Consider the following 19,667-nt stretch of genomic DNA (forward strand, 5'->3'; position numbering starts at 1 on the left):
CGCCTGCCCCGGCTCCCGGGGGGGTTGGGGGGGGCGCCGCGCGCCCCCCCCGGGGGGGGGGGGGCCCCCCGGTGGGGGGCGCCCCCCACGGCTTTGTCATGCGTGAGGCACGTGAGGGTCGCCTGTGAGGCTCAGCGGACGCCCCAGGGGGCAAGCGGCAGGCCTCAGGGGGTGAGCGGCGGGCGCGGGCCCTCGTCGGGGCGCGGGGCGTCGCCCCGCGGGTCCTCGTCGTCCCTGATGACCTCGCCCTGGACGACCTTGCCGTCCGGGCGGTGAATGCGGGACTGCTGGAAGGCGTCCTCGAAGCTGCCCGGCTGCGCCTGCCGGACCCGGCGCTCGAAGGCCCGCTCCGCGTACCGGCTCACGGCGGTGCGCACCGGAGGCAGCAGACAGAGCAGGCCCACGCCGTCGGAGAGCACACCGGGCGTCATCAGGAGCAGGCCGCCCAGCATGACCATGCCGTTGCCCCCCGCCTTCTCGGCCGGGACCGGCGGCTCGCCGCGCTGCTGACGCTGGAGCGTCTCGGTGAGGTTCTGAAAAGCCCGCCGCCCGGCGCGCTTGACCACCGCGGCGCCGACCACGAAACCCGCCACGAGCAGCAGGAAGACCGTGAGGCCTCCCGTCGCGCCCCCGATCACGATCAGCAGCCAGATCTCGGCCACCAGCCAGGCGGCGATGCCCAGCGGCAGAAACCTCAGCAGCCGTGAGCGCGGCGGGCGGGCGGGGTCGGTCGGGCGCGGAGTGCCGGTCGTCATACTCCCAGTGTGCCGGGCCCGACGTCCGTACGGAGTAAGCGGGGTACGCGCGACACGCCCGTCCGCCCGCGCGATCCGCCGGGCGGAACCCAGGTCAGCCGGGCCGCTTGTCGCCTGACGTCTGGTTTGTCCGGCTGTGGCCCGTGATCCGGCCGACGCGTTCCCGCACGCCCCAGGCGGTGACCCGCCACAGTGCCTCGACGACGATGTCCCGGCTCATCTTGGAGTCACCCAGCTCCCGCTCGACGAAGGTGATCGGCACCTCCACGACATGGAAACCGGCCGCCACCGCGCGACGGGCCAGGTCCACCTGGAAGCAGTAGCCCTGTGAGGCCACCTCGTCCAGGCCGAGACCCTCCAGGGTCTCCCGCCTGAAGGCCCGGAAGCCGCCGGTGACGTCGCGGATCGGCACGTCGAGGAGCAGCCGCGAGTACGTGCTGCCGCCACGGGAGAGGAACTTCCGGGACGCGGGCCAGTTCACGACCCTGCCGCCCGGCACCCAGCGCGACCCGAGTACCAGGTCGGCGCCCCGTAGCGCGGTCAGCAGCCGGGGCAGTTCCTCGGGCTGATGGGAGCCGTCCGCGTCCATCTCGACCAGGACGCCGTAGCCGTGCTCGATGCCCCAGGAGAAGCCCGCGAGGTAGGCGGCCCCGAGGCCCTCCTTGCCCTCGCGGTGCAGTACCTGGACGTGGTCGTCGTCGGCCGCGAGCTCGTCGGCCAGCTTGCCGGTGCCGTCCGGGCTGTTGTCGTCGGCGACGAGAATGTGCGCGTCGGGCACCGAGGCCCGTACCCGGCCGACGATCGACTTGATGTTCTCGGCCTCGTTGTAGGTCGGGATGATCACCAAGGCTGTGCCGAGCGGGCCGTACCGCCGCTCTTCGCCGTCCTTCACTGCTGCCCCTTAAGTCCGTCCGCAGAGGCCCACCATAGTCGGAGCCGCGCCCGGACTCCCGGTCGCCCGGCGGATGATGTCCGCCGTGGCGGCGGATCGGGGCCCGGCGCCCTTCGGGCCGACCTGGGGCCCGCTGGCTGCGGGTCGACCGAGAGCCGTTGTCTACTGAGCGTCCGGGCCCCACCCGGGTCGCACCCTGCCGACCGGGCGGAACCTTCCTGCCCCCGAGGCGCGGGCGCTGGACCTGGCTGCCAGGGGAGATGAACCGGTGCGGCGCACCCCCCGTGACCCAGCGGCGTTCGACGACTGTGCGGAGGTTCCCCGGTCGGACGTCCTGTGGTGGACCCGGCAGAACCTACCCGGCGCGGTCCGCCGTCTGTCAACAGTCGCGTGATCTGCGGCTCCGCACCGAATCGCCAGGTCAGCGCGGAGGATACGCAGGTCGCGCGACGGGCCGGAAAGCATCGATCGGCGGACGGCGCCGTTCGAGGATCACTCGTTAGGCCCTACCCGGCGCCCGGCCCCGCGCGCGACCCGTTCTCCGCGACGCCACGGTCTCGTCCCGCGCGGGCGTCGCGGCCTCGTCCTACGCGACGTCGGACGCCGCGTAGACGGTCTCGCCGCGCACCACGGTCCGCAGGCAGACCGGCAGTTCGGCGTCCGGGGAGAGCGCGGGCAGCCCCGGAGTGCCGGACCGCGGGTCGGTCGACCAGCGGGCCACCCGGTCGTCGGGGGCCTGCACCACGAGGTCGTCGGTGCGCCACACCGCGTAGTCCGCGGGCGCGCCCGGCACCAGCACCCCGGCGTCGTCCCGGCCGATCGCCCGCCAGCCGCCGCGGGTGTGCGCGGTGAACGCGGCCCGTACGGAGACCCGGTGCTCGGGGGTGCGGTGGAACGCGGCGGCCCGCACCGTGCCCCACGGGTCGAGCGGGGTGACCGGGCCGTCCGAGCCGAAGGCCAGCGGCACGCCGGAACGCAGCAGCGCCGCGTAGGGGTTGAGCGTACGGGCGCGCTCGGCGCCCAGACGCTCGGCGTACATGCCGTCCGAGCCGCCCCACAGCGCGTCGAACGCGGGCTGCACGGACGCGGTGAGCCCGAGCTCGGCGAAACCGGCGATGGTCTCGGGGGTGAGCATCTCGGCGTGCTCGACGCGGTGCCGGGCCGCCCGGACGCGGTCCGCGCCGACCTTCCCGGCCGCGGCGCGCACGCCGTCCACGACGGCGGTCACGGCCGCGTCGCCGATGGCGTGGAACCCCGCCTGCAGGCCCGCTTCGGTGCAGGCCGCCACGTGCGCGGCCACCGCGGCGGCGTCCAGGTAGCCGGTTCCGGTGTGCGCGGCGTCCGCGTACGGCTGGTGCAGACAGGCGGTGTGCGAGCCGAGCGCGCCGTCCACGAACAGGTCCCCGGCGGCGCCGAGCGCCCCGAGGTCCCGGATCCGGTCGGCGTCCGCCGACCCGGCGACCGCTTGCGCCCAGTAGCCGAAGACCCGCGGCCCCGGCTCGTTCGCGGCGAGTTCCAGGAGCCCGGTGAAGTCGTCCTCGCCGGAGATGTCCGGGCCCGCGCACTCGTGTACGGCGCCGATGCCCAGACAGGCCGCGCGGCGCAGCGCCGCCCGCTGGGCCTCGGTGCGCTGCGCGCCGGTGACCGCGCCGTGCGCGGCGGCTCGTACGGCGTGGTGCGCGTCCTTGGTGAGCGGGGCGTCGGCCGCGTAGCCGGGGCGTTCGGTGACGCCGGGCACCAGGTCGAGCAGGGCCGTGGTGACCACCGCGGAGTGCACGTCGATACGGGACAGATACAGCGGGCGGCCGCCGGTGGCCACGTCGAGCTCGGCGCGGGACGGGGGCCGCCGCCCCGGCCAGCGGGCAGCGTCCCAGCCGTGGCCGAGCAGCACCCGGTCGCCCGGCCTGGCGGCGGCGTGGGCGCGTACGAGGGCCAGCGCGTCCTCCAGCGTGCGGGCGCCGGAGAGGTCGAGGCCGGTCAGGGCCAGGCCGATCGCCGTGGTGTGCACATGGGCGTCGGTGAACGCCGGAGTGACCAGCGCCCCCTCCAAGTCGACGACCTCGGCGACGCCCTCGGCGAAGGCGTCGGCCGCGCCTTCGGAGCCGACCCAGGCGATATGCCCGCGTTCGACGACCATCGCGGTGGCGAAGGGGTCGGCGGGGCTGTGGATGTCTCCGCCGCGCAGCAGCACGGTGCGGTTGGCGCTCTCGGTCATGGGGCCAGTCTCTCGCCTGCCCCCGGCCGCGCCGACCACGGGGTCAGATCCGTGGCGGCCTGGCCTCGTACGGCGTGGAGAGGACCACCGTCGTACGGGTGGAGACCCCGGCCAGGGCACGCAGCCGCGCCAGCAGCTCCTCCAGCTCCAGCGGCGTCCCGACCCGGACCTTGAGGATGTAGTTCTCCTCACCTGCCACGCTGTGGCAGGCCTCGATCTCGGGGACTCCGGCCAGCCGTTCCGCGATGTCGTCGGGGGCGCTGGGGTCGAAGGGTTTCACCGAGATGAAGGCGGTCAGCGGCAGCCCCACGGCCTCGGGGTCGACCTCCGCCGCGTAGCCGCGGATGACGCCGCGCTGTTCGAGGCGGCGCACCCGCTGGTGCACCGCCGACGTGGACAGGCCCGTGGCCTTGCCCAGGTCGGTGTAGCTCATCCGCCCGTCCTTGACGAGCAGCTGCACGATCTGCCGGTCCAGCTCCTCCATGACGCAAGAACCTACAGGGCCTTGATCTCCGGGTATACCTGGGTCACTCTCCCGCGACGCCCCGATGACTCCGATGACTCCCGGACGCATGCGCGCCGGGCATGTGACGAAAGCCACACAGCTGTGGCCGTGTCCACCGGGGCGGCGGGATTACGCGTGGGGCGTGGCGGGCAATGCTTGCTGTGGTCGAGGCCGCAGCGCCTTGTCGGCCCACCCGAGGGGGAGAGACCCATGCAGAGTCACAAGCACTCCAACCGTGGTGCACACCACCGGCAGCAGCCAGCCGCCGAGCCCTCGCCGGAGGGCGTCGAACCCGGTGCCGACGGCGGCGGATACGACAGTTGGGACGGCTCCGGCGGCCCCGGTGACACCGACGACGCGTACGACACCTTCGAGATGTACCGGGTGATCTGCCCGGACTGCGCGCAGCCGATCGCGCTTCTGGCGGACGAGGACGCGCTGCCCGAGCACGCCAAGTGCCCCACTCCGTGGAACCCGTTCGGGCTGACGGTGTGCGAGGGCACCGGCCGCCCGGCCGCCGACGCCCGCCCGGCGGATGAGCTGACGGGGCCCCAGGAGCAGGACACCGCCCTGTTGTTGACGCTCCCGCAGGGACTGGACTGGCGGACGCAGCCGTTCTCGCATGTCGGCGGTCCCGGCTCGCGCCCGTTGAAGGCCGCACAACTGCGCCGCGCGGCCTAGGAGGTGGCCAGGGGCGTGTCCTGGGGCCTGCCCGGCGGGTCATCCGCGGCCGCCGCCCGTCAACTCCAGTAGTCGCCCCGCACCATGGCCGCCAGTGAGGCGTGGTGCAGGATCAGCTGGTCCGGGTCGGCGGGTACCGCCGCCTCGCCGAAGTGCACCTGCCGGTAGGCGATGCGCAGCATGATGACGGCCTGCCGCAGCGCCGCGTACAGCGTGTAGAACTCCATGTCGCGCGGGGCGTGGCCGGTGAGCCGGGCGTAGCGCTCCTCGACCCGGTCCCGGCGCAGGAACTCCGGAAGTCCGGCCTGCCCGGAGCTCTCCGTCAGGTCCTGGAAGAACCGGTGCAGATAGACGGTCCAGCCGAGGTCCACCTCGCGCGGGGCGAGCGCCGCCATCTCCCAGTCGAGTACGGCCGCGGGCGTGAAGCCGTCGTAGATGACGTTGCCGATCCGGGCGTCGCCCCAGCTCAGCACCGGGTCTCCCTCATCGCGCGGCCAGAGTTCAGCCAGCCGTGCGAAGCCGCTCTCGATCAGGGGCGAGCGGGGCAGCCCGTCCACCACCCAGGCGTAGTAGGCGCGTTGGGCCTCGACATGCCGGTGCAGGGGGCTGCCGTCACCCGGCAGGGCGAGGAACGCCGCCTGGTCCACGGGGAACTGGTCGTGCAGGGCGGCGATGACGCGTACGGTGTCGGCCTCCAGTGCGGCCCGCTGCGCGTCGCTCGCGGCGTGCAGCCAGTTTCCCTCGTATGTGTAGGGCATCACGTCGGGCGGCACCCGCCCCTCGACACGTTCCATCACGAAGAAGGGCGCGCCGAGCGGCGCGGGGTCCTCTTCCAGCCAGCGCACCGCGGGCACCGGCAGGTCGGTGTGCTCGGCGACCAGGCGCATGGTGCGGTACTGCCGCGGCAGGTCGTAGACGGGGAAGACGGTGTACGCGGCCGGGTCGGCGGCCAGGCGCAGGGCGCAGGCTCGCAGGGGCGGGTCGGGGTGCTCGATGTCGAAGAGGAGGGTCTCGCTCGACATGCCGTTGGAGTCGGGCAGGCGTACCCCGGTGGCCTTGGCGCCGGGCAGCCTGGCGGCCAGCCAGGCTCCGAGGCGGCGGGTGAGTTCCTCGGGGTCACGGGTGGTGGTACGCGGGCGGGGTGCCGTGGCCATCGTCGTACTCCTCTCGGAGGGGGCTGGCGCGCGAATTCGGGGCGCAGAAGGGCGGAACGCGGGGACGCGGGACGTGCGGGGCTCGGCGACGCGGGACGTACGGGGCTCGGGGCTCGGGGCTCGGGCTCTCAGGGCGCGACCGAGTCGAACCCGGTGAAGCCGCTGGGGTCGTGCCTGCCGAAGCTGCCGTGCTCGAAGATCCCGTAGCCGATCCGCCCGTCGAGGGTGAAGCGCGCGGCGTGGTCGGTCACCCCGTACGCGGCGAGGGGGTGGGCCGCCGGGTCGGACAGGTCGTAGGCGTGCCGGTCGGTCCAGCCGCGCCCCCGCCAGGTGCCGTGCTGCCAGTCGTCGGCGGGCGGGTACCCGGCGCCGATCGCGAGCGGTGAGGAGGTGAGGACCTCGACGCCGAGTTCGAGTGACTTGCGGTCCTGGTCGGTGAGGTGGATGACGGCGCGCTCTGGGTGGCGGGTGCCGGGCCGGTAGCGGATGTCTGCGTGCGGCCAGCCGAGCTGGACGTCGCGGGCCCCGTCGCGTACCAGAAGCGCCTCGTTGAGCGAGCGGTGGCCGTCCGCGTCCTCCTGTGCGATGACCATCACGAAGCGGTCGTCGAAGCGCACCGGCGCCCAGATCCAGTGGAAGCCCTCGGTCCGGTGTTCGTCGGCGGCGCGGCCGCCCTCCTCGCCGGGGATCGGCCGCACTCCCCAGCTGCGGTCCCTGGTGCCGGTCCACTCCCCCGGTGCGAGGGGGATCTCCTCGCCTCCGGCCCGGATGACGCCGTGCACGCCGCCCGCCTGGACGAAGCGGCGGCCCTCCAGGGTCAGCCGGTCGCCGCGCCGCTGGATGTGATGCGGTTCCCAGACCGCGGGGAACTCGGCGGTCCAGGTCAGGTCGTACGAGAGCGAGTCGGGGCCGTCCGGGTCGCAGCTCAGGCGCAGGCGCCTGAGGGGTTCGTCGACGGTGATCCGCAGAGGTCCGACGGCGAGCCGCATCCGGTCGTCGCCCAGGGCGTCCGACGCCCGCACGGCGTGCAGGGTGTCACCGGTGCGCAGGGTGGCGTAGGCGTCGATCACCCCCGCGTTGGGGTAGACCCCGAGCCCGAGGATCAGCAGGAACCGGCCCTCGTGGTCGAGGACATGGAAGATGCAGCGGTCGTAGGCGTTGCGGTCCCCGGTCGCGACGTGCTTCATCGACAGCGGGACCTGATGGACGGGGTACTCGTCGAGCGGTATGGGGCGGTCGTCGGCCATGGTGAGCCTCCCTGGACGCGATGGCGGGCGTCGCACGGAGGGGTGCGGCCCCCGGCGGCGAGATTTGACGGTACGTCAGATCTCGTGCGGGGGGCCATACTCAGGATGCCGCCGGCCGGGGGCGCGGCGCGTATGGGCAGCTCTCTGAACTGACGCTCGAATCAACCTGGCGGTGACTTCTGCGCCATGCGCGGCGTTTGCCTGACATGAGCACCCTGTACGAGGCCGTCGACCAACGCCATCGCACGCTGTACGTTCCGGCTCCGACCTTTGCAGAAACGCTTCAGCAGCCCGGCCAGCACACCAGCTCCGGCCAACACCTCGGCCCGCACTCAGGTCAGCACTCCGATCAGCGTCCGGGCTCGGCGGCCGAGATCCACCCGTCCGACCCGCCGATCTACCGGGCCCTGCTGCTCCGCTGGGCGGACCAGGGCAGAACCCTGCCGGGGCACCGCGACCCGGAATGGGCCAGGCTCACGGCGCCCCTGGTGCGGCCAGGGCAGTTCAGCGCGACTCGGGACCCGCGAGGTGGCGGGCGATGACCATGCGCTGGATCTGATTGGTGCCCTCGACGATCTGCAGCACCTTGGCCTCCCGCATCAGACGCTCGACCGGGAAGTCGGCGGTGTAGCCGTACCCGCCGAGCACCTGTACGGCGTCGGTGGTCACCTTCATCGCGGCGTCGGTGCAGAACAGCTTGGCCATCGCGGCCTGCCGCGAGAACGGCCGGCCCGTGTCGCGCAGTCGCGCGGCCGCGAGGTAGAGCGCCCGGCCCGCCTCGATCTGGGTGGCCATGTCGGCGAGCAGGAAGCGCAGCCCCTGGAAGTCGGCGATGGGGCGGCCGAACTGCTTGCGCTCGGCGGCGTACGCGAGGGCCTCGTCCAGGGCGGCCTGGGCCACCCCGATCGCGCAGGCGGCGATGCCCAGACGCCCGGAGTCGAGTGCGGACAGGGCGATCGCGAAGCCCTGGCCCTCGTCGCCGATACGCCGGGCGTCGGGCACCCGTACGCCGTCGAAGTGCAGCTGGGCGGTGGGCGAGCCCTTCATGCCCATCTTGCGCTCGGGCGCGGCGGCGCTCAGCCCCTCCGCGTCGCCCGGCACCAGGAAGGCCGTGATGCCGCGGGCGCCCTCGCCGCCGGTGCGGGCCAGCACGGTGTAGAAGTCGGCCAGGCCGCCGTGGGTGATCCAGGCCTTCGTACCGGTGATGACCCAGTCGTCGCCGTCGCGCACGGCCTTGGTCCGCAGCGACGCCGCGTCGGAGCCCGACGCGGGCTCCGAGAGACCGTAAGCGCCGAGCAGGCCGCCGCCGAGCATCGCGGGCAGGTGGTCCGTCTGCTGCTCCTTGGTGCCGTAACCGGCGAGCGCGTGGCAGGCCAGCGAGTGGACGCTGACGCCGAGGCCCACCGTGAGGCGGGCGGCCGCGAGCTCTTCGAGTACCTGGAGATACACCTCGTACGGCTGGTCGCCGCCTCCGTACGCGGAGTCGTAGGGCAGACCGAGCAGGCCGGACTCCGACAGCAGGGTGAACAGCTCGCGCGGGAAGCGCCCGGCGTCCTCTTCCTCGGCCGCCGTGGGCGCGATCTCCCGCTGAGCGAGCTCACGCACCAGCGCGAACAGGTCCCGTGCCTCTTCGGTGGGCAGTTGACGTTCCACCGGCGGTACGGCGCGGTCTGTCATGGCGGCGCTCTCCTCCCTGTCGGGCGCTCCGGCGGGCGCGCGGGGGTGGGGCGGCGCCGCCGAGTTCTGAACCGTGCCCAGCCGGTGCCGCCCGTTCCGGGTCTCGGACCAGGCTGACCAGCGACTGTGGCGCGTTGAGTATGCCCGATCAGAGGCCGCACGTCACCAGGTTCACGACCGTTCACTCCACTTTTCACCGTACCCCCATAGGGGCCGGTCCACGCGGCGAGGGAGCCGAACGGTACGGGACGGCGGCGGGGGCTCCGTCAGAGCAGGCCCGCCTGCGTGACGAACATCGCCAGGACGACGACCAGGGTCCAGCCCAGCACGTGCTCAAGAACCTTGGGGCCGTCGTCCTCGGGGCCTCCGGTGCTGGTCCGGGCGGGTGCGACGGCGGTAGCGCTGGCGGCGGCGGTGGCGGTCATGGCGGCCTCGGGTTCGGCTGGCTGTGGGGGTCACTGATCCGACCACCATGCCAGCCGCGTCCGCCGCCGCGGGCGAGACCTTGGTCACGTACGTGCGGGGAGTGACGAATCCGTAGCGGATTGTCAGACCCTGCCCCTAGGCTTTACCGCATGTCCCCGAACGCTGAGCGAAGTGGTGCCGTGCGGTCCGCTGCCGTGGTGAATGACCAGATACGCGCCTTATGGGAGGGTGCCCGCGGGCGTCTGAGCATGGAGGAGCGGCGCGAGTACGAACGCCTGGTCACGGAGTGGGCGGCGGCACGGCGCAGCGAGGTCGTCGAGGTGGCCTAGGGATCGTCCCGGCGGCCGGAGGGCCAGGCCGTGCGCGGGCCAGCGGTCCAGGCGTACGGAGGGCGGAGCGCGGTCGTTTCGTCACGGGCGGCGCGCTCCGCCCCGCGTGCGCCGGATGGCGTCAGCGGATGCCCACCGAGGCCAGGGCCCTGCGCTGGGTTCCGGTGAGGCGGGCCGGGAAGTACAGGTAGCAGACGCCTCCGGTGCCCGAGACGACCCTGCCGTCGGCGTGGTAGCGCTTGGTGCGCAGCCAGATGTTCTCCCACTCGCGACGCCGGTAGACGCGGCGTACGGCCTCGTTGGTCGGGGAGTTGGGGTCGTTGGCGATCACATCGCCGGACTCGGTGAATCCGATCACCGTCATCAGGTGGCCCGATGTACCGTATCCGGCCCCGGTGAGCTCGTCGGCGCGGAAGGACTGGGAGGTGATCGCCGGAATCCCGGCCGCGATCAGGGTCTCCAGTTCGGTGAGCGAGCCGAGCCGGGTGACGACGCCTCGCAGGTCCTCGTACGTGGCCGCGTAGGCCGCGTTGAAGGGCCAGTTGCCGCAGCCTTCGTACTGGTAGTCGTAGGTGTGGCGGGCCGCGTGGCAGACCTGCGGGTCGTCGAACTCCGGGTTGACCCAGGCCAGATCGTCGGCGGTGGGCTCGCGGCCCCAGTACTCGATGATCATCTGCGATGAGGTGGGGCTGCACCAGGCCTCGCCGCCGTTGTCGTACTCGGGGTACTGGCCGATGTGCGTCTCCTGCGAGTAGCGCGGCACGATCAGCTCCCGCGCGACGCAGGGCTTCGACGCGGGCACCTCGAAGCGGTCCGGGATGTCCGAGCCCATGGCGCCCAGCCGCCAGACCTTCGGTGTGGCGGAGCTGCCGGGCCTGCGCAGCAGGGTCAGGCGCAGCTGGTAGGAGACCAGTCGCAGGCCGGAGTCGGCGTCGTCGATGGCGAAGGTGTCGGTCCAGACGGAGCTCTTGCCGTCACGCTGGCCGTCGACGCTGGTGCGGCGGATGTCGACGCCGTCGGCGTCGCCCGAGGTCCAGCGTCCCATCACGTACCAGGGGGTGCGGGTGCCGTCGCTGTAGTCGCCCCGCAGCTCCACCTGGAGCCAGGTGCCGGGCGGGGTGTCGGCGTTCCAGGAGGCGATCGCCTCGGTCGAGCGGACGGAGAGCCGGTGGACCGGCGAGGTCCAGTCGGCGTACTCCCAGCCGGCGGTGGTCCCGGTGTGCGGGTCGGTGTAGTCCCTGCGGCCCGCGGGCTCGGCGATGACCAGCGCGGGCCTGGCTCCGGGGACGGCGGTGGTTCCGCGCGCGACGCCGCCGCACCAGTCGCGGTACGAGGTCCAGAAGCGGTTGTCGATGGGCCGCTCGGGTGGCCTGGGCCGGGATGCCGCCGCGGCGGGAGCGCCGGGCGCGGCGGCGGCCGCGGAGGCGGTGACGCCGGTCGCGGCCGCGGCCAGGGCGACGGTCAGCACGGCCCTGCGCGAGGTGGAACGGGACGGTCGGGTCATGAAGAGGACCCCCAGTCGAAGGCGGGTACGGACGGGGCGCCCGGATGGCCCCGTCCGGCCGGGCAACCGGCCCACGGACGGCAGGCGCACGACAGTGAGACAACTATCCCTGGTCACCGCCGACTTCTGCCAGCATCTCGGCCCGCATGGTGACCGGCAATCACGGCGGGCCGCCAGGCGGGGCCCGGCCCGCAGGGCCCGGCAGGCGGGGCCCCGCAGGAGACGCTCCGGCATACGCGGTCCGGGCACACGCGGCTCGGGCATGCGGGGCTCGGGCATGCGGGGCTCGGGCGCGGAAACATAGGCTGGCCGTGATGAACGGCCACACCCCACTCCCCCAGCTCGCCGCGGAGCTGCGCGGGCTCCCCGCGTCCTGCGGGCCGGTCCGGCTGGTCGCGGTCGACGGACACGCCGGGTCGGGCAAGTCGACCTTCGCGGACCGGCTGGCCGAAGCCCTGGACGGCGCCCCGGTACTGCACCTGGACGACTTCGCGACCCACGACGCGCTCTTCGCGTGGACCGACCGGCTGCGGCGCCAGGTCCTGGAGCCGTTCGCGCGCGGCCAGGCGGCCCGCTGCACCCCGTACGACTGGCGGCTGCGCCGCTTCGGGCCCGAGCACGCCGTACCCCCCGCGCCGGTCGTGCTCCTGGAGGGCGTGGGCGCCGGACGGCGGGCACTGCGGCCCGAGCTGGCGCGGCTGTACTGGATGGATCTGCCGCCCACGGACGCCTGGCGGCGCGGACGACGGCGGGACGGAGCCGAGCAGCGGGTCTTCTGGGACGGCTGGGAGCCCGCCGAGCGACGGCATTTCGCCGAAGACCCGTCGCGCCCCTTCGCCGACGCCCTGGTGCGGCAGCGACCCGAGGGATATCTGGTGCTGCCAGCGGGCTCCGGTGCGCCCGGCGACACTCGAGTCGTCACCCACCGTGAAGGGCCGTCAGCGGTGCGCTGAGCTGCCGGAACCCGCTTCCACGACTCCCCCAACTCCGCTTGACCGGGGGGTCATACAGGTCTTACGTTCTCAATGTGCGGTTCTTCGGAACCGCCCGCAGATGCGAGGCCCCCGGTTGTTCCCCCGTGATCGGGGGCTTCGTTCTGCCCTTTGTCCGTTATCGGACCACACCGCCCCGCCCGCCTCTCACCCAGGGTAGTCGTCCGGGATTCCACCCCACGCCCGCCCGCGCGCGGGTCTTTCGCCCGGCGCTCTTCGGTCGACGGCGGGCTCGCGGGTACGATGCCCGTGAGTGCGGCCTGCCGCACGCTGGAGTCGGCATACTGGTCAACTCCTGTTCGCGATGCGAGAGTTCGGTGGGTACGAAGCACGCCGCCGACGGGCGCTCGCTCGACGGCGCATCACGGGGCACGGTGGTGGGGGACGTGATGGACTTCGACGCGACAGGCTCGTCGACCCCGGCCGACCTCGCCTGGCTGCGCGGGGTCGACGCCTACACCATGGGCGCCTACCCGCAGGCCGAGGAGGAGTTCCGGGCCGCGGTGGGGATGGACCCCGGCATGGCGGACGGCTGGCTCGGGCTGCACGCGCTGCGCGTCGACACCACGACGGCGCTGCTGCGGATGTACCACCACCAGGGCCGCTTCGGCGAGCAGCGCGCCCGCCACCGCCGTACGCTCAACTCCTGGTACTGGCTGGGCTGGTGGGTTCAGCCGGTACTCGAGTCGACCCGCGACCTCCAGCTCGCGCACGCCTCGCACTGGCTCGACGGCCGCCATGTCCCGGAGCTGGACCGGGCGCTGGCCGGGCTGCCGCCGGTCGACGCCGACCGCCAGGTGCGCTTTCTGCACGCCTGCCGCTGCTATCTGGTCAAGGACTGGGAGCAGCTCGTACGGCACACCGACCCGCTGCTCGACGACCCGGTGCTCGGCATCGAGGCGGGCCTGTTCGGCGGCATGGCGCGGGTGCGCCTGGAGATGTACGGGCAGGCCGACCCGCTGCTGTGCACGGCGCTGATGCGCTGCCGCAGCGAGCAGCCGCAGCGCAAGGAGCTGCGCTACTGGCTGGCCCGCGCGCACGAGGGCACCGGGCGCAGCGCCGCCGCGCTGCCGCTGTACCGGGCCGTGCACCGGATCGACCCCGCCTTCATGGACACCGCGGCGCGGCTCGCGGCGATCGCCGAGTACGACGGCTTCGACGGGACCGACGACGAGTGCGCCGATCTCGCGTCGGTGACCCTGGGAGGCGTCGGCCAGGAGGGCGCGGACCGCCAGGAGAACGGCGAGGGCACGCTCGGCGTCGAGGGCGTGCTCGGCGCCGAAGGCCGCGAGGCGCAGCTCGACCTCGACCCGCAGGCACCGGGCGCGGGCACGGGCGTGGGAGGGAGCCCCGAGCGTTCTGACGACGTGCGGGAGAAGGCGGTGACTCCCCGCCAGCCGGGCCCCGCGCATCTGCCGGCCGGGCCCGCGGACCCCGAGCTCCTTGAGCAGGCCCTCGCCGAGCTGGAGCGGATGGTCGGGCTTGAGCCGGTGAAACGCCAGGTCAAGGCGCTCTCGGCGCAGCTGCGGATGGCGCGCCTGCGGGCCGGGCAGGGGCTGCCCGTCCAGCCGCCGAAACGGCACTTCGTCTTCTCCGGGCCCTCGGGCACCGGCAAGACCACCGTGGCCCGCATCCTGGGCCGGGTGTTCTACGCGCTCGGGCTGCTCGGCGGCGACCATCTGGTGGAGGCCCAGCGCGCCGATCTGGTCGGCGAGTTCCTCGGCCAGACCGCCGTCAAGGCCAATGAGCTGATCGACTCGGCGATCGGCGGCGTGCTGTTCGTGGACGAGGCGTACGCGCTGTCCAACTCGGGCTACAGCAAGGGCGACGCGTACGGCGACGAGGCGCTCCAGGTGCTCCTCAAGCGCGCCGAGGACAACCGCGACCACCTGGTGGTGATCCTGGCGGGCTATCCGGAGGGCATGGACCGGCTGCTCGCCGCGAACCCCGGACTCGGCTCCCGCTTCACGACACGGGTGGACTTCCCCTCGTACCGTCCGCTGGAGCTGACCGCGATCGGGCAGGTGCTGGCCGCCGAGAACGGCGATGTGTGGGACGAGGAGTCCGTGGAGGAGCTGCGCTCCGTCAGCGGGCATGTGGTCGACCAGGGCTGGATCGACGAGCTCGGCAACGGCCGCTTCCTGCGCACCCTGTACGAGAAGAGCTGCGCCTACCGCGACCTGCGGCTCTCCGGCTTCGCCAGCACCCCGACCCGCGACGACCTGGCGACCCTGCGGCTGCCCGACCTGATGCAGGCGTACGGCGAGGTGCTCTCGGGGCGCGGCCCCCAGGACCCGGCGGGCCCCTGACATCCGCTCCCCGCTCGGGGGAGCGGATGTCAGGGTGCCGGGTCAGCGCACCAGGACCCGTGCGCCGTCCGCGGTGTCCGTGACGTCCGCGACCTTCGGGGCCGCCGGGGCGCGGGTTCCCCTGGGCGTCACCATCCGGTGGGCCGGGTCGCGCACCTCGCCGACGAGGTGTTCGAGTACGTCCTCCAGGGCGACCAGGCCGAGCACCCGGCCGGACGCGTCGGCGACCTGCGCCAGATGCGTCGCGGCCCGGCGCATGACGGACAGGGCGTCGTCCAGGGGGAGTTCGGCGCTCAGGGTGGTCATCGGACGCCAGACGCGCTGGGGCACGGCCCGCTCGTCGTCCTCCAGGTCCAGCATGTCCTTGACGTGCAGGTAGCCCATGAAGGCGCCTCCTTCGGCGCACACCGGAAAGCGGGAGTAGCCGGTGCGTACCGTCAGCTCCTCGATCCGGCGCGGTGTCACCGAGGGGTCGACGGTGATCAGCGCCGCGCGGTCCAGGAGGACGTCGGTGATCGGGTGCGAGCCGAGTTCCAGCGCGTCCCCGAGCCGTTCCTGCGCCTCGGGCTCCAGCAGGCCCGCCTGACGCGAGTCCGCCACCATGCGGCCCAGCTGCTCGCTGGTGTAGACGGCGTCGACCTCCTCCTTGGGCTCGACGCCGAACAGCCGCAGCACCGCGCGGGAGCAGGCGCCGAGCGCCGTGGTGACCGGCTGGCACAGCCGCGCGAACGCGACCAGTCCCGGACTCAGCCGCAGTGCGGTCTTCTCGGGTGCCGCGAGGGCCAGGTTCTTGGGCACCATCTCGCCGATCACCAGGTGCAGGAAGACCACGGCGGCGAGCGCGATCACATAGCCGAGCGGATGCACCAGGCCGTCCGGCACCCGCGCGGCGTGGAAGACGGGTTCGAGCAGCCGCGCGACGGCGGGCTCGGCGACGGCCCCGAGCGTCAGCGAGCAGACGGTGATCCCGAACTGGGCGGCGGCCATCATCCGCGGCAGGTGCTCAAGGCCGTAGAGCACCTGGCGGGCCCGCGCGGACTCCGCCGCGAGGGGCTCGATCTGGCTGCGGCGTACGGAGACCAGCGCGAACTCGGCGCCGACGAAGAAGCCGTTGCCGAGCACCAGGAGCAGGGCGAGGAGGAGGTACAGCACGCTCATCGGACGCTCTCCCCGGTGGCGGCGAGCGGGGCGGCGGGGGCCAGGCAGACCAGCCGGACGCGGGCGGCGCGGTAGTGGTCGACCTGGCGCACTCGCAGCCGCCAGCCCGGCAGTTCGGCCCGGTCACCGGGTGCGGGGATGCGGCCGATGAGGGTGGCGACGAGTCCGGCGACGGTTTCGTACGGCCCTTCGGGGACGTCCAGGCCGATCCGCCGCAGGGTGTCCACGCGGCAGCCGCCGTCGGCCTCCCAGGCGGGCCGCCCGTCCTCGGGGGCGGCCGCGGCGAGTTCCGGCAGGTCGTGCCCGTCGTGCTCGTCCCGTACCTCGCCGACGAGTTCCTCGACGATGTCCTCGAGGGTCACCACGCCCGCCGTGCCGCCGTACTCGTCGACGACCACGGCTATCGGCTGTTCGCTGCGCAGCCGGTCGAGCAGCGGCTGCACCGGCAGGGTGCGCGGGACCAGCAGCGGGGGCAGCGCTATCCGGCCGACGGCGGTGCGCTGGCGCTCCCGCGCGCGGACCGCGAGGGCGTCCTTGAGGTGCACCATGCCGATGATCTCGTCGAGCCGCTCCCGGTAGACGGGGAAGCGCGACAGGCCGGTGGCGCGGGTGAGGTTGACGACGTCGGCGGCGGTCGCCGACGCCTGGAGCGCGTTGACCTTCACGCGTGGGGTCATCACATGCTGCGCGGTCAGCTCACCGAGTGACAGCGTGCGGACGAACAGGTCGGCCGTGTCCGGCTCGATCGCCCCGGCCCGTGCCGAGTGCCGGGCGAGCGAGACCAGTTCGCCGGGCGTACGGGCGGAGGCCAGCTCGTCGGTGGGTTCGACGCCGACGGCGCGCACCAGGCGGTTGGCGACGGTGTTCAGCGCGGCGATCACCGGGCGGAAGAGGGTCGCGAACAGGTGCTGCGGTCCGGCGACGAACCGTGCGACCCGCAGCGGCCGGGAGACCGCCCAGTTCTTGGGCACCAGTTCGCCGATCACCATCTGGACGGCGGACGCCAGCAGCATGCCGACGAGTACGGCCAGTCCCGGCGCCGCGGAGTCCGGGACACCGGCCGCGGTGAACGGTCCCGCCAGCAGGCGGGCCAGCGCGGGCTCGGCCAGCATGCCCACCGCCAGAGAGGTGAGGGTGATGCCGAGCTGGGTCCCGGAGAGCTGGAAGGACAGCTCGCGCAGGGACGTGACGACGCGGCGGGCCCGCCGGTCGCCGTCGGCCGCGGCGCGCTCGGCGTCGGCGCGCTCGACGGTCACCAGGCCGAACTCGGCGGCGACGAAGAAGCCGTTGGCGAGTACCAGGAGGAAGGCGGCCGCGAGGAGCAGCAGGGGAAGGGTCATGCCGCCGCCCCCGCGATGGGCCGGGAGGGGGCGGCGCACGTACTACAGGACGATCCGTCCATTGCCGGAGAGGGTCACTCCTCGGTGAGCAGGAGCCCCGGCCGGCCGGGGCCGGACAAGGCGGAGGCCACGGGTGGCGTCCGCCCCCAGGTTAGTCATGGCACGGCGTTCCGTGTCAGCCCTGCCGCCTCAGCACTCAGCTCTGCCGCCTCAGCACTCAGCCCTGGCGGTTCAGTCCTCCGCGCCGGTGCCGTGTGCCTGGGCGAGTGCGCGCAGGGCGCGCGCGTCGCTGATGGCGCGCGCCTTGCCGTTGCCGGGCTGGATGCCCATGGCCGGGAGGCTGGTGCCGTCGCTGAGGTCGAGGAACACCCAGGGGTCGCCCGGACGGAGGTTGACCTGGAGGATCTCCGCCCAGGCGAGGTGCCGCCTGCTGGTGAGGTTGACGACCGTGACGCCGGACGCGTCGGCGACGACCTTGGGCCTGCTGAGCAGGACCAGCGCGCCGAAGAGCAGGGCGCCGGTGAAGATGAAGCTGACCCGCTCCCCCGGCCCCAGGTTCTCCAGGATCAGGGCGATCGCCGTGATCACCACCACCATCACGACGCCGACCGTGAGCAGCACGATCCGGGTGCGGGTGGGCCGGAAGACGACGGGCAGGGTGGGGACTTCGGACATCGACGTGCTCCGCTGTTCTGGTGTTCCGCTGCGCGTCAGAGCCGGCAGGCGTGGATGGCCGTGGTGAGGATGGCCCGCGCCCCGATGTGGTACAGGTCGTCCATGATCCGCTGGGCCTCCTTGGCCGGGACCATGGCGCGGACGGCGACCCAGCCCTCGTTGTGCAGCGGGGAGATCGTGGGCGACTCCAGGCCCGGAGTGAGGGCGACGGCCTGCTCCAGGTGCTCGGCGCGGCAGTCGTAGTCCATCATCACGTAGGTGCGGGCCACCAGGACGCCCTGGAGGCGGCGCAGGAACTGCTGCACCTTGGGGTCGTCGCCGTCCGCGCCCGTACGGCGGATGACGACGGCCTCGGACTTCATGATCGGCTCGCCGAAGACCTCCAGGCCCGCGTTGCGCAGGCTGGTGCCGGTCTCCACTACGTCGGCGATGACCTGGGCCACGCCCAGTTCGATGGCGGTCTCCACGGCGCCGTCCAGGTGGACGACGGAGGCGGCGACGCCCTCGTCGGCGAGGTGGGCGGCGACGATTCCCTCGTACGAGGTGGCGACCGTGTTCCCGGTCAGGTCCTTGACGCTGTCCGCCGTGCCCGGCTTCGCGGCGAACCGGAAGGTGGAGCGGGCGAAGCCGAGCGGCAGGATCTCCTCGGCGTCGGCGCCCGAGTCGATCAGCAGGTCGCGCCCGGTGATGCCGATGTCCAGCTTCCCGGACGACACGTAGATCGCGATGTCGCGCGGCCGGAGGTAGAAGAACTCGACCTCGTTCTCCGGGTCGACGATGCGCAGTTCCTTGGACTCGCGGCGCTGCTGGTAGCCGGCCTCATGCAGCATCTCCGCCGCAGGGCCTGACAGGGAACCCTTGTTGGGGACGGCGATGCGCAGCATGGGGTCGGCTTCCTTTGCTCGGTGTGCGTGAGATACGGGGTGTACGTGAGAGGCGGGCGGGGCGGGATCAGAGGTGGGCGTAGACGTCTTCGAGGGAGATGCCGCGCGCGACCATCATCACCTGTACGTGGTACAGGAGTTGTGAGATCTCCTCGGCGGCGGCGTCCTTGCTCTCGTACTCGGCGGCCATCCAGACCTCGGCGGCCTCCTCGACGACCTTCTTGCCGATGGCGTGGACGCCCTTGTCCACCAGCTCGGCGGTGCGGGAGGTGGCAGGGTCGCCGCCTGCGGCCTTGTGCTGGAGCTCGGTGAAGAGCTCCTCGAAAGTCTTCTGAGACATGGTGGTGCTCACTCTACGCGGCGCGGGCGTCCGGATCAGCGCCAGGGTTCCGAGACGGCGCGCAGCGTGGCGGCGGTGGCGACGGCCGCGGTGACCGCTTCGTGCCCCTTGTCCTCGTTGGAGCCCTCCAGGCCCGCGCGGTCCAGGGCCTGCTCGTCGGTGTCGCAGGTCAGCACCCCGAAGCCGATGGGCACGCCGGTGTCGATCGAGACCTGGGTGAGGCCCTGGGTGACGCCCTGGCAGACGTAGTCGAAGTGCGGGGTGCCGCCGCGGATGACGACGCCGAGCGCGACGACCGCGTCGTAGCCGCGGTCGGCGAGCACCTTGGCGACCACGGGCAGCTCGAAGCTGCCGGGGACGCGCAGCAGCGTCGGCTCGTCGATGCCCAGCTCGTGCAGGGCCCGCAGGGCACCGTTGACCAGGCCGTCCATGACCTTCTCGTGCCACTGTGCCGCCACTACCGCCACCCGCAGGTCGCCGCAGTTCTTCACGCTCAGTTCGGGTGCGCCCTTGCCGCTCACGTCTCTCCTCGGTGCTGTGCTCGGTGCTGTGCTGTGCTGTGTGCTGGTGGTGCCTGGTATCGG

General features: G+C 73.0%; 20 protein-coding genes. 5 read left to right on the forward strand and 15 right to left on the reverse strand.

The window, feature by feature from the left end:
• Window positions 1-164: 164 nt before the first annotated feature.
• The 4 genes from fxsA to ACX6XY_RS23760 form a co-directional block, all read right to left on the reverse strand.
• Window positions 165-755 (reverse strand): FxsA family membrane protein, encoded by a 591-nt coding sequence (fxsA, locus tag ACX6XY_RS23745; RefSeq protein ID WP_460334332.1) that lies wholly within the window; start codon window positions 753-755, stop codon window positions 165-167.
• Window positions 756-849: 94 nt separating this feature from the next.
• Window positions 850-1,647, reverse strand: coding sequence for a polyprenol monophosphomannose synthase (locus ACX6XY_RS23750; protein WP_460334334.1), 798 nt, complete (start codon window positions 1,645-1,647; stop codon window positions 850-852).
• Between the two features lie 586 nt (window positions 1,648-2,233).
• Window positions 2,234-3,862: an amidohydrolase gene (locus ACX6XY_RS23755; protein WP_460334337.1), complete on the reverse strand. Its 1,629-nt coding sequence runs from the start codon at window positions 3,860-3,862 to the stop codon at window positions 2,234-2,236.
• Between the two features lie 43 nt (window positions 3,863-3,905).
• Complete coding sequence (locus ACX6XY_RS23760; RefSeq protein ID WP_460334340.1) at window positions 3,906-4,346, reverse strand: Lrp/AsnC family transcriptional regulator; 441 nt, start codon at window positions 4,344-4,346, stop codon at window positions 3,906-3,908.
• Window positions 4,347-4,577: 231 nt separating this feature from the next.
• Between ACX6XY_RS23760 and ACX6XY_RS23765 the strand changes: the two genes are divergently transcribed.
• Window positions 4,578-5,048: a hypothetical protein gene (locus ACX6XY_RS23765; protein ID WP_460334343.1), complete on the forward strand. Its 471-nt coding sequence runs from the start codon at window positions 4,578-4,580 to the stop codon at window positions 5,046-5,048.
• A gap of 59 nt (window positions 5,049-5,107) precedes the next feature.
• On the opposite strand, the gene ACX6XY_RS23770 is transcribed toward ACX6XY_RS23765, so the two are convergent.
• Both ACX6XY_RS23770 and ACX6XY_RS23775 read right to left on the reverse strand, forming a co-directional pair.
• A complete protein-coding gene (locus tag ACX6XY_RS23770; RefSeq protein WP_460334346.1) occupies window positions 5,108-6,202 on the reverse strand; it encodes a phosphotransferase family protein in 1,095 nt (364 codons plus the stop codon).
• A 128-nt stretch (window positions 6,203-6,330) separates the two neighbouring features.
• On the reverse strand, window positions 6,331-7,449 hold the full coding sequence (locus ACX6XY_RS23775) for a hypothetical protein (protein ID WP_460334349.1): 1,119 nt from the start codon (window positions 7,447-7,449) through the stop codon (window positions 6,331-6,333).
• 206 nt (window positions 7,450-7,655) lie between these two features.
• Here ACX6XY_RS23775 and ACX6XY_RS23780 point away from each other — a divergent pair, with 206 nt between their 5' ends.
• Complete coding sequence (locus tag ACX6XY_RS23780) at window positions 7,656-7,991, forward strand: hypothetical protein (protein ID WP_460334352.1); 336 nt, start codon at window positions 7,656-7,658, stop codon at window positions 7,989-7,991.
• On the opposite strand, the gene ACX6XY_RS23785 is transcribed toward ACX6XY_RS23780, so the two are convergent.
• Together ACX6XY_RS23785 and ACX6XY_RS23790 are read right to left on the reverse strand one after the other, a co-directional pair.
• Entirely contained in the window at window positions 7,954-9,126 is a 1,173-nt protein-coding gene (locus ACX6XY_RS23785) for an acyl-CoA dehydrogenase family protein (RefSeq protein WP_460334355.1), read from the reverse strand. The genes ACX6XY_RS23780 and ACX6XY_RS23785 overlap by 38 nt on opposite strands.
• A 266-nt stretch (window positions 9,127-9,392) precedes the next feature.
• Window positions 9,393-9,551 carry an SCO1431 family membrane protein gene (locus tag ACX6XY_RS23790; protein ID WP_460334358.1) on the reverse strand — a complete coding sequence of 53 codons (159 nt, stop codon included), beginning with the start codon at window positions 9,549-9,551 and terminating at the stop codon, window positions 9,393-9,395.
• Window positions 9,552-9,749: 198 nt separating this feature from the next.
• Between ACX6XY_RS23790 and ACX6XY_RS23795 the strand changes: the two genes are divergently transcribed.
• Window positions 9,750-9,881 carry a hypothetical protein gene (locus ACX6XY_RS23795; RefSeq protein ID WP_460334361.1) on the forward strand — a complete coding sequence of 44 codons (132 nt, stop codon included), beginning with the start codon at window positions 9,750-9,752 and terminating at the stop codon, window positions 9,879-9,881.
• 121 nt (window positions 9,882-10,002) lie between these two features.
• On the opposite strand, the gene ACX6XY_RS23800 is transcribed toward ACX6XY_RS23795, so the two are convergent.
• Window positions 10,003-11,385 carry a peptidase C39 family protein gene (locus ACX6XY_RS23800; protein WP_460334364.1) on the reverse strand — a complete coding sequence of 461 codons (1,383 nt, stop codon included), beginning with the start codon at window positions 11,383-11,385 and terminating at the stop codon, window positions 10,003-10,005.
• Between the two features lie 314 nt (window positions 11,386-11,699).
• Between ACX6XY_RS23800 and ACX6XY_RS23805 the strand changes: the two genes are divergently transcribed.
• Entirely contained in the window at window positions 11,700-12,338 is a 639-nt protein-coding gene (locus ACX6XY_RS23805) for a uridine kinase family protein (RefSeq protein WP_460334367.1), read from the forward strand.
• 428 nt (window positions 12,339-12,766) lie between these two features.
• Window positions 12,767-14,686, forward strand: a complete 1,920-nt coding sequence (locus ACX6XY_RS23810; RefSeq protein ID WP_460334454.1) for an AAA family ATPase — start codon at window positions 12,767-12,769, stop codon at window positions 14,684-14,686.
• Window positions 14,687-14,728: 42 nt separating this feature from the next.
• Here the strand turns inward: ACX6XY_RS23810 and ACX6XY_RS23815 are convergent, their stop codons facing one another.
• The 6 genes from ACX6XY_RS23815 to ribH all read right to left on the reverse strand — a co-directional run bounded on the left by ACX6XY_RS23815 (window position 14,729) and on the right by ribH (window position 19,604).
• The gene (locus ACX6XY_RS23815; RefSeq protein ID WP_460334370.1) at window positions 14,729-15,844 is read right to left on the reverse strand and encodes a hemolysin family protein; all 1,116 of its coding nucleotides are present in this window, start codon (window positions 15,842-15,844) and stop codon (window positions 14,729-14,731) included.
• A complete protein-coding gene (locus ACX6XY_RS23820) occupies window positions 15,841-17,184 on the reverse strand; it encodes a hemolysin family protein (RefSeq protein ID WP_460334373.1) in 1,344 nt (447 codons plus the stop codon). The genes ACX6XY_RS23815 and ACX6XY_RS23820 overlap by 4 nt, the downstream gene beginning before the upstream one ends.
• Before the next feature lie 231 nt (window positions 17,185-17,415).
• On the reverse strand, window positions 17,416-17,859 hold the full coding sequence (locus ACX6XY_RS23825) for a PH domain-containing protein (protein ID WP_460334376.1): 444 nt from the start codon (window positions 17,857-17,859) through the stop codon (window positions 17,416-17,418).
• 35 nt (window positions 17,860-17,894) lie between these two features.
• Window positions 17,895-18,743: an ATP phosphoribosyltransferase gene (gene hisG, locus ACX6XY_RS23830; RefSeq protein ID WP_460334379.1), complete on the reverse strand. Its 849-nt coding sequence runs from the start codon at window positions 18,741-18,743 to the stop codon at window positions 17,895-17,897.
• Window positions 18,744-18,810: 67 nt separating this feature from the next.
• Window positions 18,811-19,083 carry a phosphoribosyl-ATP diphosphatase gene (locus tag ACX6XY_RS23835; RefSeq protein WP_460334382.1) on the reverse strand — a complete coding sequence of 91 codons (273 nt, stop codon included), beginning with the start codon at window positions 19,081-19,083 and terminating at the stop codon, window positions 18,811-18,813.
• A 35-nt stretch (window positions 19,084-19,118) separates the two neighbouring features.
• Window positions 19,119-19,604, reverse strand: coding sequence for a 6,7-dimethyl-8-ribityllumazine synthase (gene ribH, locus ACX6XY_RS23840; protein WP_460334385.1), 486 nt, complete (start codon window positions 19,602-19,604; stop codon window positions 19,119-19,121).
• Between the last annotated feature and the right edge of the window lie 63 nt (window positions 19,605-19,667).

Source organism: Streptomyces sp. O3, from assembly GCF_054788135.1.